A 14,933-nucleotide genomic window follows, 5' to 3' on the forward strand; every position below is an offset into this window, starting at 1 on the left:
AAACCTCAATAATTTCTCTTTTTGCGTACTAGGTCATTGTGTATCGCTTTTATGAGCGCCGCTCAATAATTACTGCTTATAGCTGGCTAGGAATTTTTACAGGGATAGGGTAGTTATACATCCAAGTATGTGAGGTGTTTTCATTGCCTAATGAACCCTCAAAGCTCCAGCCCCACGTAAACAGATTGCCATTTTTAAAAGGTATGCCATTGTTTTGATTGCGTGGTTTTTCATGTACAATCAAATGCATTGTACCCATCGCCATATTATCGATGTTTTTTAAGCTGGCAAGCTTGTTTGTTGGTTCATCTAAGTTTTCATAACTTGTTTTGCCTTTGCCGTCTGTTTCACCAAACATGCCCCAAGCATAAAGGATGCCATCTGACGCTTGGGTGTTACTGTTATTTGCTGCAACATTGTCCAACAGCACATAGCTGGCATTGCCATTGGCGTAGACACGGCGAACCTCTTGACCGGCAAACCAAGGCAATTTGGTTGGCGCAGTTATGGTGCTTGCCCAAGCGTTGACAGTATTTTTAAAGCCAATTCCGTTGTAGCCTATTTGGCTGCTAGCATTTAGCCCCCAACCATAGACAGAGTCTTTGTTGGTCAGTGCTAAAACATGATCTTTACCAGCCGCAAGCTGAGTGACTATTTCTTTTTCTACCTTTTGAGCAGTACTATCAGCCAAATCATGTGCAATGACGTTGATACGTAACGGTTTATTAGTAATATTGATGCAATTGTTGGCTTTATCACATGCTTGACCGCGCCCAAGATTGGCGCTCGCGTCGCTGCCCCAACCCCATACCTGACCTTTATCATCTAAGGCATATGAGCTATTGCTACTGGCTACGACTTGTATGATATGACCGACTCCCTCTGACGCCGAAAAGTCCACTTTGACTGGTGTGCTGCTGTCTATAGCGGTGTTATTAGCGAGCTGCCCTTGAGCATTAGCGCCAAATGCCCAAACGCTGCCGTCTTTGGTCAATACCAAATTATGATTATAACCAGCCGCTAACATAACCGCATTATTAATACCGGCAATCGCGCTGATATCAAGACGACAATCAGCGGATTTAACACAAGAATGACGATTTGACTGACCACGTCCTAATTGTCCATGAGCATCATTACCCCAGCTATAAACTTGACCTTTATCGTCGATAGCAAGCGAGTGGTTTTGATTAAATTTAATAGATATTAGGTTTTTTGGGGCATTATTCATGAGTGTCGGTAACTCTGGATGTCCCATAGTATCAGTGAATGTCGAGATATATGCGGTGCCTGTTTGCCCATAGTTATTACGACCCCAACCATAGAGCTGCCCATCATGAAGGGCTGCGGTATGTGAGCCACCAGCTGCCACCGTATCACCCAGATACATATTTTTGGTTGAGCGCATGATATTACCTGCATTGTCAGTGGCGGCTAAGGCAATGCTGTTTTCGCCTAAATCTAACAAGATGCGATCGTTAAAATAACCATTTTTGTCAATAGTTAGTGATTGAGGTGCTCTACCGTTCAATGTATAAGTCACAGACTTTATGCCACCGCTATCTTGCACTTGACCTGAGACAAATACGGCCGCAACTGCGCTATAACCACTCGAAAAGTTGCTATCCGTTGTCAAAAGTGGCGGTGTCCCATCAATGATTTCTGTACTGACATCAGAATCATCGCCGCAAGCAGTCAACATCAAAGTAGCGGTAATCAAAGCGACTGCTTGGGTCAGAGTGGATAAACGCATAAATGTCTCAATCAGTGATCAATAAAAATAAAAGGGGTAGCGGTGCCAATCCTAAGATAGGGGCACTTAGTAAAGTGACTGTAATAATTTAAGCGAATAATATTACAAACGATAACTATTATCAATATGTAAATTAGAATGGCAGTATATTAGATATGCTATGTTACGGATCAGAGCAGCAAATATGATAATGGCGGCGTACAGATGAGGTGCTGCCTATAGGGATTTGCCATCAGTATTTATATAGGGCTGTAGCGAAGAGAGCTTTAATAAGACTTTATGATATGGTGGTAAAGATAGCGACTAGGCGACTATCTGGAAGTATGGTAAAAGCGCGGATCATGCCACTGCATTATATGTATGTTTCCATGATACTGAGTTCATAATAAAATCGCATACTCACTTATAGTGTTAATAATTATGCGATCTCTATCATTAATGACATGATCTAGCTAATGTAAAGATTGCTCTCAATACTATTTTTCATATGCAGTAGACGAGGGGCAACATCTTCCTCTAGTTTTGTACGGCTCAAAACGAAATTTGGCGCGCCACAATTAAAAGTCAGTAGACCCTCAGTAGGGTGCATTAAAGCAGTGGCAACCGCATTGACATCTTTTTGCCATTCGCTAATTGAAAAGCAGTAGCCATAATCTTCATAATCTTTAAAAGCTTTATCCAGTCCCCTTCTAATCTTTATCCAATCCTCTTTGTACTTAGTTCGAATGGCATCAAGGATAAATTCTTGCTCAGCCTGCGGCATACTTGCTAGACAGGCTCTGCCCATCGAACTTAAGTGAATAGGCAAGTATGAGCCGACATTACGGCGCATAGTCGTAGTACCATCACCTTGCACCACATTCAAATATACCATTGTTAGTCGATCGCGAGTGGCCATGGCAACCGCACTATTTGCATACTCTGCTAACTCTTCCATGTATGGCGTTACTAGATTGTTGATAGAGATGTTCGCCATCATCGTATAGCCGAACCCTAAGACACCAGCAGACAATTGATATTTACTACTATTTATTGATTGCTTTAAATAGCCGAGCTTAACCAAGGTATATGTAAGACGCGTAATCGTGCCTTTAGGCAGTCCTGTTAATTGACTTAAGTCTTGATTACCAAGATAAGGACGCTGCGGGGTAAAACAACGAAGTAGCTCTAGCCCTCGCGCCAACGCGGTGACGAACTGCCGATCATTCTTATCGCGCATCTCTGCAATCGGCTCTAGCAGTTCGATATGTGTGGTGTTAGCCGAGCCTTCAGTAATAAGGTTTTTAGTTGTCATATATTATTTTTATTCTCAATTAAGTTAATACGAATGTCATGGTAAAGAAATTGCTTATCGTACTTTATTATCAGAGTAAATTACTTTGGGCTAATAATAGTATGCACCTTTAACCATATTATCTTAAAGGTGCATTTAAAATACTTAGCACAGCTATTATAAGCTATTTCGCTATGCGGTTTATATATTGAATAATATTATGCTTTTTGTGGGTCATACTGCTGTTCTTTAATAAACAACGTCGGAATAAGACCACATAAGAAGTACGCACCTGCCATCAGTAATAAACCTGCACCGATCGAATTTTGCATCGCCATATAACCAATAGCGACGGGTGCAATAACTGAGCCCAGTCGTCCGATATTGAATGCACCACCGATAGCAGTACCTCGAATAGCAGTCGGAAAGCTTTCGGTCAAATAGGTGGCGTTAATCGCATAAGGAATACCATATAAGAAGCCAAAGGTTATCATCAACCAACCGATGTTTTCTGGCGTATGCATGTAGACCAATACTGGTATAAATAGTGCCGTACCCATGGTACCGAAAGCAAATACTATTTTGCGACCTATCTTATCAGCCACGATACCTGCGACTAATTTGGCAAACATCATAGTCAGATAAGTACCTGCCATATAGATAGCCATCTCTTTAAACTTGATACCTAATTCAGTTTCTAGATAAGACGGTAACCAGTTGCTTACGCCAAAATAACCAAATAATAAAAGCCCTGAACTCATAGACCATAAAATAAACATGATGCGATGCTTTGGATTCTCAAATATGGCTTTATAAGGGTTTTCAGGTTTTTGAAGTGAGTTCTTTGCGCCACTAAGTTTAAGGGCACGTGACTCTTTCCAAGACTGGGGCTCAGACACTAGAAAATACATCAATACTGACAGAATAATAGGTATGAAGGTTAAGAGGTATAGGGTGCGCCAACCATAGCTAGGAATAATCCAAGCAGACAAGCTCGTAATAACGAGAGAGCCTAAAGTAAACCCTGTCATCAACATCGCAAGCACCGTCGTTCGATGTTTGGTAGGGACCATCTCAGACATCAACGTATTGGTCGCAATGTATAAGCTACCAAGACCCAAACATGCGGTGAATCGTAATGCTACAAAATGTTCGTAGCTCTGCGCAAATCCACTAAAACCTGATAATACAGAGAAGAGTGCGGTCGCAATCACGATAACCCGTACCCGTCCAAAACGATCACAGGCCCAGCCGCCAAAGAACCCGCCGATTGCCATGCCAAATAATGACCAACTGCCTAAAGCACCTGCTTGTACATTGGTCAATCCAAATTCTTGTTTTAAACTTGAAAGCGTAAAGGCAAGAATACCGATATCAGCCCCATCACATAACAAGACTAAAAAACAAAATACAAAGGCCAGTTTCCAAGGTTGCTTCTGGGCAGAATGTAAGCTTGGATTCGAAGTTATAGCCGCACTTTTCACAATACATATCCTTATCGTTGTGAGAATAAAAAACTATTTTGATAGTGTCTTTATGACGGTATTCACGTCCTAGCAAATACCGGTATCGCCTAGCTCATCAAACAAACTACTATTCACTTACTTCTTTAATCATATTACGGGCGATGATAATCTGCTGAATCTGAGTCGTACCTTCATATAAACGATACAAGCGCACATCGCGATAAAAACGCTCAATGCCATAATCAGCAATGTAACCCGCACCGCCATGAATTTGTACGGCTCTATCAGCAACGCGGCCACACATTTCAGTGGCAAACATCTTGGCACAGGAGGACTCAGTGACGACATCTTTACCTTCATCGCGCAGGCGTGAGGCGTCTAATACCATAGATTTAGCCGCATAGATTTCTGCTTTTGAATCAGCGAGCATCGCTTGAATAAGCTGAAAATTGGCAATGGGCTGCCCAAACTGCTTACGCTCAACGGCATAATGTAATGCATCATCCAACATGCGAGTCGCGGCTCCGGTACTCGCTGCAGCAATATGTAGGCGCCCTTTATCAAGTACTTTCATCGCGGTTTTGAAACCTACACCTTCGACACCACCAATCAAAGCATCAGCAGGCACGACACAATTATCAAAGATGACGTCACAGGTATGAGCACCTTTTTGCCCCATTTTTTTGTCAATTTTACCCAAAGTAATACCAGGGGTATTACTCTCAACGATAAAGGCTGAAATACCACCCGATCTTTTATTTTGTGGGTCAGTACGTGCCATTACGGTAAATACGCCGGCTTCAGGGGCGTTGGTAATATAGCGTTTAGTACCGTTAATAACATAGGTATCACCATCTTTGATGGCAGTGGTCTTTAATGAAGCGGCATCTGAACCAGAATCCGGCTCGGTCAAACAAAATGAGCCGATGATTTCACCGCTGGCAAGTCTAGGTAGATATTTCTGTTTTTGCGCTTCAGTACCATCGATGACAAGGCCAGATGAGCCGATACCGTTATTTGTCCCTATTAGTGAGCGAAAAGCAGGAGAGGTGCGCCCTAATTCAAATGCCAGTGTGACCTCTTCTTCCATCGTAACGCCAAGCCCGCCAAACTCTTCAGGAATAGTCAGTCCAAACAGCCCTAACTCGCGCATTTGATTGATGATATCGTCTGGCAGACGGTCGTTTTCTGCTACCCAGTGTTCCATCGGTATTAATTGGTTATTAACAAATTGGCGGATAGTGTCGGTGATTTGGTTAAGAACGTCCTTATCTCGGATCATGTGATTCTTCCTTGTTTAATTGATATTTAAATTGAGAGCGGCTTCATAATTGCCTTGAATAAACAGCATAATTGATAGTTTATGAAATTACAATAGTTTTGGTTTAAATAACCGCAATGCGGTATTTATTAAAAAATTAAAGTTTAAATGATTGGTTTATTTCTCAATTTAACTGAGATTTACCCTTCACAAAGGAAAATAAACAGTATATATTGGTCTTAAATATCGCTATGCGGTATTAATTATCATAATTACTAGTGTTTTTTAAGGGTTGATGTACTTTACCTAAGGACACTGTTTAAGGGACAGCATCATGGAAGAGCCAATCATTATTTGTGAAACATTAGAAAATGGCGTTAGTGTGATAAGACTTAATCGTCCTAAAGTTCGCAATGCTTTAAACACTGAACTACGCGAACAAATGGCAGAGATTTTCATCAAATTAAATGACGATGTGAATACCAAGGTTATTGTGCTGACAGGTGGCGATAAGGTGTTCGCAGCCGGTGCTGATATCAATGATTTTTCAACCGCGAAAACAGTCGATGTGTATTTGCGTCATAGCGAACGCTATTGGGATGCCATCACCAATTGTCGCAAGCCGATTATTGCAGCAGTCAATGGCTATGCCCTTGGCGGCGGCTGTGAGCTTGCTATGCATGCCGACATCATTGTCGCTGGCAAGTCTGCTAAGTTTGGCCAACCAGAAATCAAAATAGGGCTGATGCCAGGGGCAGGGGGTACGCAGCGGCTATTTCGCGTAATTGGCAAACATAAAGCCATGAAGCTGATATTAACGGGCGACATGATAAGCGCTGATAAAGCAGATCAAATGGGGCTAGTCTCTGAAGTAGTTGAAGATGAGGCAACTATCAAACGTGCTATCGAAATTGCGGAGCAACTAGCGAGTTATTCGCCTATTGCCTTAACCCAAATCAAAGAAGTTGCTAATTTAGGGATAGATATGCCACTACAAGCCGCATTGGCTTTAGAGCGTAAGGCTTTTCAGATTTTATTTGATACCGAAGATCAAAAAGAAGGGGCAAAGGCCTTCTTAGAAAAGCGTCGTGCTGAATATAAAGGACAGTAGCTTGTTGAATCATAGATAGGCATAGCTAAGCAACCCTGAAAACGAGACTATTTAACAAGAGCGCATAAAGTAACAAGACCATATAAAGGATTATTATGACTGTTAAATCATTGGCCATTATCGGCACCGGTATTATGGGTATGGGTATTGCGCAAATCGCCGCCCAAGTAGGCATTCAGGTACTTTTATTTGATGCCAAGGCAGGAGCTGCTGAGCATGGACGCCAATCCCTTCAATCTACCCTCGAAAAACTAGCCGCCAAAGGTAAATTCACCGATGAGCAGCTGCAATCTACTTTGAAAAATCTGATCGTGATTGAAGATATAGCCAAAATTGCCGAGGCTGATGTCGTTATTGAAGCAATTATTGAAAATTTAGAAATAAAACAACAGCTTTTTAAACAGTTAGAAAGCATTGTTCCTGCCGAGACGATTTTGGCAACCAATACCTCCTCGCTAGCGGTGACCGCGATTGCTTCTAATTGCGAGCACCCAGAGCGCGTGGCAGGATTTCACTTTTTTAATCCAGTACCTTTAATGAAAATCGTTGAAGTGATTCCGGGCATCTCTACCAAACCTTCAGTGGTTGAGACGCTTACGTCTTTAGCCAAACGCATGGGACATTTAGGGGTAGTGGCAAAAGATACCCCAGGATTTATTGTCAATCATGGCGGTAGAGCTTACGGTACAGAAGCCTTAAAAATACTAGGCGAGGGGATCGCTAGTTTTGAGGGTATTGATCGTATTTTACGTGACGGCGCGGGCTTTCGCATGGGACCGTTTGAGCTGCTTGATCTTACAGGTATCGATGTGTCGCATCCTGTTATGGAGTCAATCTATAACCAGTTCTATCATGAAGACCGCTATCGTCCGCATCCGTTAACGCGTCAGATGCTGATAGGAAAAAAGCTTGGTCGTAAAGTTGGTGAAGGCTTTTATCACTACACAGAAAATAAAAAACAAAATGATCAAAAATCGACATCAAATACCAATCAACAACCACCTTATAAGACAGATTCCAATACCTCAAACATCTCAGTTTGGATTGGTGCAGATCTAGCAGAAGATAAGCAACAGCTGGTTGACTATCTAAATGCGAGCGATATTACTATCGACGATAATGATAAGCCAAATTTTGACAGTTTAGTATTGCTGGCAATCTATGGCGAGGATACCACCAATGCTGCTATCCGCTATCAAGTCAATCCTAACCAAGCAGTCGCTATTGATATGCTGACTGACTTATCTAAGCATCGTACCTTGATGCCAAGTATCGTCACGCAAGATAACTTTATTGCACAAGCTTATGCTTTATTTGGTAGAAAAACAGATAACCGTTTAGTTGAGGACAAAGCCATTACACAGGTTGCTGTTGATGCCACACTGATCACTGAAAGCACTGGGTTTGTGGCGCAGCGAGTCGTGGCTATGGTGATTAATTTAGGCTGTGATATTGCGATGCAAGGTATTGCGTCTCCTGAAGATATCGATAATGCCGTCAAGCTTGGATTAGGGTATCCCTATGGTCCTATTTCATGGGGGGACGAGCTTGGGGCTCAGAGAATCTTACTTATCTTAGAGCGTATTTATGGGTTAACAGGTGATCAACGTTATCGTCCAAGCCCGTGGTTACAACGCCGCGCCACGCTAGGTATTTCACTATTTACTCAGCAAACTAATTATTAATATTAATAGCAACAACCTAGCAATCTTGCTAAACCATATATCTTAATAAGACAAACTCTCAAAACACAACAAGGAAAAGTTATGTTAGATGCCTATATTTATGACGGATTAAGAAGCCCTTTTGGTCGCCATGGAGGCGCATTAGCCACCGTTCGTCCTGATGACATGATTGCGACAGTAATGAAAGCTTTGGTCGAAAAGCATCAATTACCTAATGATGTCTTTGATGAAGTGCTGATCGGTAATACCAATCAAGCTGGTGAGGACTCACGCAATATCGCCCGCAATGCTGCGTTATTGGCAGGATTAGATGTCAAAACACCCGGTCAAACCGTCAATCGCTTATGCGCTTCAGGACTATCGACCATTATTGATGCCGCTCGTAGTATTACTTGTCATGAGGGGGATATATTTTTAGCAGGGGGGGTTGAGTCCATGACCCGCGCACCTTTTGTCTTTGCTAAGACTGAGCAGCCTTTTAGTCGTGAATTTAAGGTATTTGATACGACTATTGGCAGCCGGTTCCCCAATCCTATTATCGAAAAACAGTTTGGCAGCGATAGCATGCCGCAAACGGGCGATAACGTCGCTCGCAAATATGGTATCACTCGTGAAGAAGCAGACAAATTTGCAGCAGCCTCGCAAGCTAAATACCAAGCGGCAAAACAAGCTGGGTTCTTCAACGATGAAATAACACCAGTTATGGTATCGCAAGGTAAAAAGTTACCCGAAAAAGCAATAGTAGAAGATGAGCATCCTCGTGCCAGCTCTACTGTTGAGGCACTACAAAAGCTAAAACCTTTAAATAATGAAGGTATCGTCACAGCAGGCAATGCGTCAGGTATCAATGATGGTGCAGCTGCGCTGATTATTGGGTCAAAGCGAGCAGAGGAAACGTTAGGCTTTAAGCCTATCGCTAAGATTCTTTCGTCCGGTGCTATGGGTGTTGAGCCTAATATTATGGGCGTAGGCCCTGTTGAGGCGATTAAACTGGCATTGAAACGTGCAAATTTGACCCTTGATGATATGTCCATCATTGAAATTAATGAAGCGTTTGCCTCGCAAGTACTCGGCTGCTTGAAAGGTTTAGATATTGACTTTGATGACAAACGCGTCAACCCTAACGGCGGAGCAATTGCCGTCGGTCATCCGCTGGGTGCATCAGGCGCAAGACTTGCGTTAAGTACGGCGCGTGAGCTACAGCGTACGGGCGAAAAATACGCGGTGGTCAGTTTATGCATTGGCATTGGGCAAGGGCTTGCCATGGTGATTGAACGAGTCTAACCCTTTCAATACTTTTGCCATATATTTTTAATTTCAAGGATGACCATAATGACTACGATACTTAACCAACATGAGGATTACCAGCAAGCTCAAGAAGCCTATGGTTTTCCTTTGATTATCAAACAGCTACTAAACCGTGCAAAAATCGCCTCTAAAGATCAAACCATTAGTTATGCGGATAAGGTTACTTATACGTACGCTGAATTTTTTAAGCGTGTTAATCGCTTGGCAAACGTACTTAAAAACATGGGTTTGCAAGCAGGTGATGTGGTTGCTGTTATGGATTGGGACAGTCATCGTTACCTTGAAGCGTACTTTGCTGTGCCTATGTCTGGAATGATTTTGCAAACGGTCAATGTACGCTTGGCTGAAGATAAAGTGCTGTATACCATCAATCATTCTAAGCCAAAAGCCTTGTTACTTAATGCTGAGTTTGAGCCAATGGCTAAAAACTATCGTCATGAAGCCCCTTCTATTGAGAAAATTATTTGGCTGGATGACGCTCAGTATGGTGCAAACGATACAAAAACTGAGCAAGCCAATATGCCAGATTATGTCGAAGGTGAGTATGAGGCAATGCTAGCTGCGGCCAGTGATGAGTTTGATTTTCCAGATTTTGATGAAAATACCATCGCTACCACATTTTATACCAGTGGTACGACGGGTGACCCAAAAGGGGTTTTCTTTACCCATCGACAGATCGTATTGCAGACGCTATCGAGTACGCTTGCCTCTGCACTCAGCGCCGAAGGTCAAGGTGCTCGCTACAATGATGTTTATATGCCGATGACGCCATTATTTCATGTGCATGCTTGGTGTTGGCCGTATGGGGCAACCATGATAGGGCTAAAACAAGTGTATCCAGGGCGTTATGTATCCGAAGTATTGGTTGACTTGATTGAACACCATAAGGTAACGCTATCACATGGTGTCCCAACCATTTTACAAATGTTAATCAAAGAAATGGCCACCCGAGGACGCAAGTTTAACGGTCTTAAATTGTCAGTAGGTGGCTCCAAATTAAACGAAGCTCTAGCTGAAGCCGCTATTGAAAGTGGCATAGAGTTTATCTCGGGGTTTGGAATGTCAGAGTCCTGTCCTGTACTCGCCAGAATGGCATTCGGTGATCAGACAAGTGCTATGACAACGACAGAGCAGATCAACTATCGTTGTCTTTCTGGCTCACCCATTATGCTGGTATCGATGGAGCTTTGGGATGCGAACGGCAAATCTTTACCGATGGATGGTGAGTCGACCGGCGAGCTCGTTGTTCGAGCGCCTTGGCTGACCCAAAGCTATTTTAAGAATCCAGATGCTGGCGATGAGTTATGGCGTGGTGGCTGGATGCATACCCAAGATATTGCCTGCATTACCGCTGATGGTACTCTAAAAATTACGGATAGGCTCAAAGACGTCATCAAGTCAGGTGGCGAATGGGTATCCTCGCTTGAAGTCGAAAATATTTTATCATTCCATCCTTGCGTTGCTGAAGTGGCCGTCATTGGCGTAGCGGATGAAAAATGGGGCGAACGTCCTCTAGCGTTAGTGGTCCTGAAACCTGATCATACCGATATTAAAGCCGAGGATATTTTAGCATTGGGTCATCAAGCAGTTGAAAAAGGCTATTTACCAAAGTATGGCGTGCCAAGTGAAATAAAATTCTTAGTAGAAATGCCGAAGACCAGTGTGGGTAAGCTTGATAAGAAAAAGATGCGGATGATGTACGCAGAAAAATTAATCTGATCCAAACATCTTTATTAGTGACTGCAAAAAAACAGTTAATGCAGCTTACTGATAATTTGAATAGGTATGTTCATTGGCGCGACTAGACGAGATAACTATGAAAGCTTTAGCAAAATTACCAGAAATACAAGAAATGCTTAATAAAGACAATAACCATCCTATGCATGGTTTTGCAGTCATTTACTCTCAACAAGTAGAGTGGGGCGATATGGATTCTTTTGGTCATGTCAATAATGTGGTCTATTACACTTATGCCCAAAATGCTCGTATCCACTATAACAGTCAATTAAATCTATTTAATGAGAAGACTTTTTCAGTCATGGCAGCATCATCCTGCCAATACTTCAAACCAGTGGTCTACCCCGATACCTTATGGATTGGGGTTCGAATTAAGAAAATTGGCAATGCCAGCTTGATTCATGAGTACACCTATTATAGTACCGCTATGAATACTATTGTCGCTAGCGGTGAGTCAGTACTGGTATATCTTGATAAAGCCACTGGACATAAGAAAAATATCGACGAGACAAAAAAAGCCGCTATTAGCGATTTTGAAAGGGTTCAATAGAGTAGGAGACAAGTGTTTTTGTACAAGGAGATAGTACTGGTATTTATGAAGTAACAAAATACAGTAGCGATAGGCATTTAAAGGAATTTTCAAACAATACAAGGAATGTATAGATCATGCTTTATATCAAAAAGTTGTCTTTTGGTTTGATGGTTCTTGGGGTATGTGCACAAGCACAAGCCATAGATCTTGTCACAAATGCAGATACTACTCTAAGTATCGGTGGTTATGTTAAAGCCGAGGGTATATTTTATTCTCCAGATGAAGGCGAGTCAGAGTTCAAAGGCAATGCACGGCAATCTCGGATTAATCTGAAAACCACTAAGAAGGTAGAGGATAAAAAATTAACGGGTTTTATTGAAGGGGATTTTTATGGCAATGCCGCAAATGGCGGTTCAGACTTGCGACTTCGCCATGCTTATGTTCAGGTCAATGATTTGACCGTAGGTAAGACATGGAACGGGCAGTTCTTAGCAGTCTACCCGCTTTTGACTGAACAGCTCGACTTTCGAGGTACGGGATTAGGAACCATCTCGGGTGGGGGCGCTGATATCCGTCCAGATCTAACGGTGCATTATACTCATAAAGGGCTTCGTTTTACCGCTCAACAACCTGTTTATGAGGACGCTAACCTGCCTGATATGGTGGTCAGCTATAAAAATAACATATCTGATCTTAGCTATAACTTAGCGGTCACTGCGCGTGAGGCTAAAAATGGAAACGATTCAGATGTAGGCCTCGGTGCTTCTTTGGCTGGTAAACTCAAACTGGGTAATGACTCATTACATGCGAGCGTATTCAATGGTAAAGGGATGGGTGCCTATTCGACAGTATGTGTCGGAAAAGCGCTTGGGGTAACTGGAGCTTTAGATTGTGATGCTGAAAATGGCGAACTTGTGTCGCAAACAGGCTTTACGGTAGGATATAGACATAAATTTTCAGAAAAACTTCTTAGTAACATGCGTTATGGTGAGATTAATGTAGATGATGCGGCTGATACTTCCGTCAATGTAAAAAGTATAAACCTTGTCTATAATTATTTACCAGATCTCGATTTTGGTATTGAATGGCGAGATCGAAGCGATAAGACGTTATCGAAAGTAAAGAAAGGTCAGCAAGTCGAAATCATGGCCAAATATAGCTTCTAAGCTAAATAATTTCTCAGCCGAATAGCGGAATAGTATGTCGTTTGAAGTTATATGCCATTGTCTAAATCATGATTATGCAGTTATTGCTTGTATCGCAAGTTAGGAGAAAGGCGCATAAAGATTGTGACTTATGGTAGTAAAAAGCAAAAGGATAAAAGGTTGTTAGCGTGACTGCAAGCAGGTGCAATGGGATTTTTATATACGGCTATGCCAAATTTAAGCTTTAGCGTTTTTCGGCATAGCTCATTTTTGCGTTGACTGCTACACTATTACACTATCTGACACTCCAACATATTCTTTAAAGCACTACCATAAAAACTGATTAAGGACAGGTTATGCATATCACGGCGAATTTTGACGCGGGCAATATTGAAGTTATTAGTTTAGAAGATAAAAAAGACATCCAATTGGCTATTCGTCCGGACGTCGGTGGCGAGTTTTTTCAATGGTTTAACTTTCGTATAACCGGTCAAATTGGCGAGCAATATGTGCTCAATATCCTAAATGCAGGGGAAGCCGCGTTTCCTGGAGGGTGGGAGAGTTATCAAGCAGTTGCTTCCTATGATCGTGAGTATTGGTTCCGCCTGCCCACCTCTTATAAAGACGGCAAGCTGACCATAAACGTAGACATGGAATGTGAAACCATTCAAATTGCTTTTTTTGCTCCTTATAGCTATGAGCGTCATCAAGATTTATTAGCCGCTGTACAAATGCACCCATTTGTGACGTTAGAGCATTTAGGTGAAACGCTTGATAAGCGCGACTTAACCTTAGTTAAAATTAGTGATGGCGATAGCAGTAGTGACGAGAGTAAGCGCAACATTTGGATCACGGCGCGTCAGCATCCTGGTGAGACTATGGCTGAATGGCTGGTCGAAGGTCTCATGTATAGCTTATTAGACGGTGATAATGCGACTGGCAAATTATTATTAGACAAAGCAAACTTTTATATTGTGCCGAATATGAACCCCGATGGCAGCGTACGTGGTCACCTACGTACCAATGCCGTCGGAACGAACCTAAACCGTGCCTGGTCAAATCCGAGTTTAGAAAAAAGCCCTGAAGTGTTTCATGTTATTAAGAAAATGGAAGCGACTGGCGTTGATCTATTTTATGATGTACATGGTGACGAAGAGATACCTTTTGTGTTCCTTGCTGGCTCTCAAGGGACGCCTAATTATAATGACCGACTCGCCCGACTCCGTGATAGATTTGCAGAAGTGTTAAAGCTGGCCAGTGCTGACTTTCAGACTGAAGAAGGCTATGACGTTGATGCACCGGGTACAGCGAATATGACGCTCGCAACTCACTGGGTGGCCGAACGTTTTGATTGCCTAGCCAATACTTTAGAGATGCCGTTCATAGATAACAATAATGTACCTGATGCAGATACGGGTTGGTCACCAGAGCGTTCTATTAAATTAGGAGAAGCGTCGTTAGTTGCCATGTTAGCGGTTGTTGATGATTTACGCTAATTAATAGCTTCTCTAATCCTAATTTTATAACAGTACATAAGAAAAACCATCATAAAAAGGTTGCGATCACTATTTTTAATATAGCGATAACAACCTTTTTTTATATTTATATCTAAGATATTACAAGCCAGCCCCAAGACAAACTTCCAATGGCATTATCACCATG

The 14,933-nt window shown here is 42.2% G+C and carries 11 protein-coding genes; 7 read left to right on the top strand and 4 right to left on the bottom strand.

Translation table 11 applies throughout. From position 1 onward, the window contains the following. Nucleotides 1-76 precede the first annotated feature (76 nt). The 4 genes from M0221_RS06105 to M0221_RS06120 form a co-directional block, all read right to left on the bottom strand. Nucleotides 77-1,753: a chromosome condensation regulator RCC1 gene (locus M0221_RS06105; RefSeq protein WP_483284707.1), complete on the bottom strand. Its 1,677-nt coding sequence runs from the start codon at nucleotides 1,751-1,753 to the stop codon at nucleotides 77-79. A gap of 448 nt (nucleotides 1,754-2,201) precedes the next feature. Continuing rightward, nucleotides 2,202-3,047: an IclR family transcriptional regulator gene (locus tag M0221_RS06110; RefSeq protein ID WP_011513564.1), complete on the bottom strand. Its 846-nt coding sequence runs from the start codon at nucleotides 3,045-3,047 to the stop codon at nucleotides 2,202-2,204. Nucleotides 3,048-3,244: 197 nt separating this feature from the next. Next, a complete protein-coding gene (locus M0221_RS06115) occupies nucleotides 3,245-4,510 on the bottom strand; it encodes an MFS transporter (RefSeq protein WP_483284708.1) in 1,266 nt (421 codons plus the stop codon). A 109-nt stretch (nucleotides 4,511-4,619) separates the two neighbouring features. Continuing rightward, nucleotides 4,620-5,774 (bottom strand): acyl-CoA dehydrogenase family protein, encoded by a 1,155-nt coding sequence (locus tag M0221_RS06120; protein ID WP_483284709.1) that lies wholly within the window; start codon nucleotides 5,772-5,774, stop codon nucleotides 4,620-4,622. 313 nt (nucleotides 5,775-6,087) lie between these two features. On the opposite strand from M0221_RS06120, the gene M0221_RS06125 reads away from it, so the two are divergent. The 7 genes from M0221_RS06125 to M0221_RS06155 all read left to right on the top strand — a co-directional run bounded on the left by M0221_RS06125 (nucleotide 6,088) and on the right by M0221_RS06155 (nucleotide 14,767). Further along, complete coding sequence (locus M0221_RS06125; protein WP_483284710.1) at nucleotides 6,088-6,864, top strand: enoyl-CoA hydratase; 777 nt, start codon at nucleotides 6,088-6,090, stop codon at nucleotides 6,862-6,864. Nucleotides 6,865-6,953: 89 nt separating this feature from the next. Further along, on the top strand, nucleotides 6,954-8,549 hold the full coding sequence (locus M0221_RS06130; RefSeq protein WP_483284760.1) for a 3-hydroxyacyl-CoA dehydrogenase: 1,596 nt from the start codon (nucleotides 6,954-6,956) through the stop codon (nucleotides 8,547-8,549). Nucleotides 8,550-8,630: 81 nt separating this feature from the next. Then, the gene (locus M0221_RS06135; RefSeq protein ID WP_483284711.1) at nucleotides 8,631-9,833 is read left to right on the top strand and encodes a 3-oxoadipyl-CoA thiolase; all 1,203 of its coding nucleotides are present in this window, start codon (nucleotides 8,631-8,633) and stop codon (nucleotides 9,831-9,833) included. A gap of 48 nt (nucleotides 9,834-9,881) precedes the next feature. Then, a complete protein-coding gene (locus tag M0221_RS06140; protein WP_483284712.1) occupies nucleotides 9,882-11,576 on the top strand; it encodes a fatty acid--CoA ligase in 1,695 nt (564 codons plus the stop codon). Nucleotides 11,577-11,673: 97 nt separating this feature from the next. Then, the gene (locus M0221_RS06145) at nucleotides 11,674-12,144 is read left to right on the top strand and encodes an acyl-CoA thioesterase (RefSeq protein ID WP_483284713.1); all 471 of its coding nucleotides are present in this window, start codon (nucleotides 11,674-11,676) and stop codon (nucleotides 12,142-12,144) included. A gap of 116 nt (nucleotides 12,145-12,260) precedes the next feature. Further along, nucleotides 12,261-13,292 carry a hypothetical protein gene (locus M0221_RS06150; protein ID WP_483284714.1) on the top strand — a complete coding sequence of 344 codons (1,032 nt, stop codon included), beginning with the start codon at nucleotides 12,261-12,263 and terminating at the stop codon, nucleotides 13,290-13,292. A gap of 335 nt (nucleotides 13,293-13,627) precedes the next feature. Then, the gene (locus M0221_RS06155) at nucleotides 13,628-14,767 is read left to right on the top strand and encodes a M14 family metallopeptidase (protein WP_011513573.1); all 1,140 of its coding nucleotides are present in this window, start codon (nucleotides 13,628-13,630) and stop codon (nucleotides 14,765-14,767) included. Nucleotides 14,768-14,933 lie beyond the last annotated feature (166 nt).

Source organism: Psychrobacter sp. ANT206 (genome assembly GCF_056880555.1).

What these genes read in the sequence shown, in the direction of transcription:
- M0221_RS06105 (WP_483284707.1), bottom strand. Translation starts at nt 1,753, where the DNA reads ATGCGTTTATCCACTCTGACCCAAGCAGTCGCTTTGATTACCGCTACT.
- M0221_RS06110 (WP_011513564.1), bottom strand. Translation starts at nt 3,047, where the DNA reads ATGACAACTAAAAACCTTATTACTGAAGGCTCGGCTAACACCACACAT.
- M0221_RS06120 (WP_483284709.1), bottom strand. Translation starts at nt 5,774, where the DNA reads ATGATCCGAGATAAGGACGTTCTTAACCAAATCACCGACACTATCCGC.
- M0221_RS06125 (WP_483284710.1), top strand. Translation starts at nt 6,088, where the DNA reads ATGGAAGAGCCAATCATTATTTGTGAAACATTAGAAAATGGCGTTAGT.
- M0221_RS06135 (WP_483284711.1), top strand. Translation starts at nt 8,631, where the DNA reads ATGTTAGATGCCTATATTTATGACGGATTAAGAAGCCCTTTTGGTCGC.
- M0221_RS06140 (WP_483284712.1), top strand. Translation starts at nt 9,882, where the DNA reads ATGACTACGATACTTAACCAACATGAGGATTACCAGCAAGCTCAAGAA.
- M0221_RS06145 (WP_483284713.1), top strand. Translation starts at nt 11,674, where the DNA reads ATGAAAGCTTTAGCAAAATTACCAGAAATACAAGAAATGCTTAATAAA.
- M0221_RS06150 (WP_483284714.1), top strand. Translation starts at nt 12,261, where the DNA reads ATGCTTTATATCAAAAAGTTGTCTTTTGGTTTGATGGTTCTTGGGGTA.
- M0221_RS06155 (WP_011513573.1), top strand. Translation starts at nt 13,628, where the DNA reads ATGCATATCACGGCGAATTTTGACGCGGGCAATATTGAAGTTATTAGT.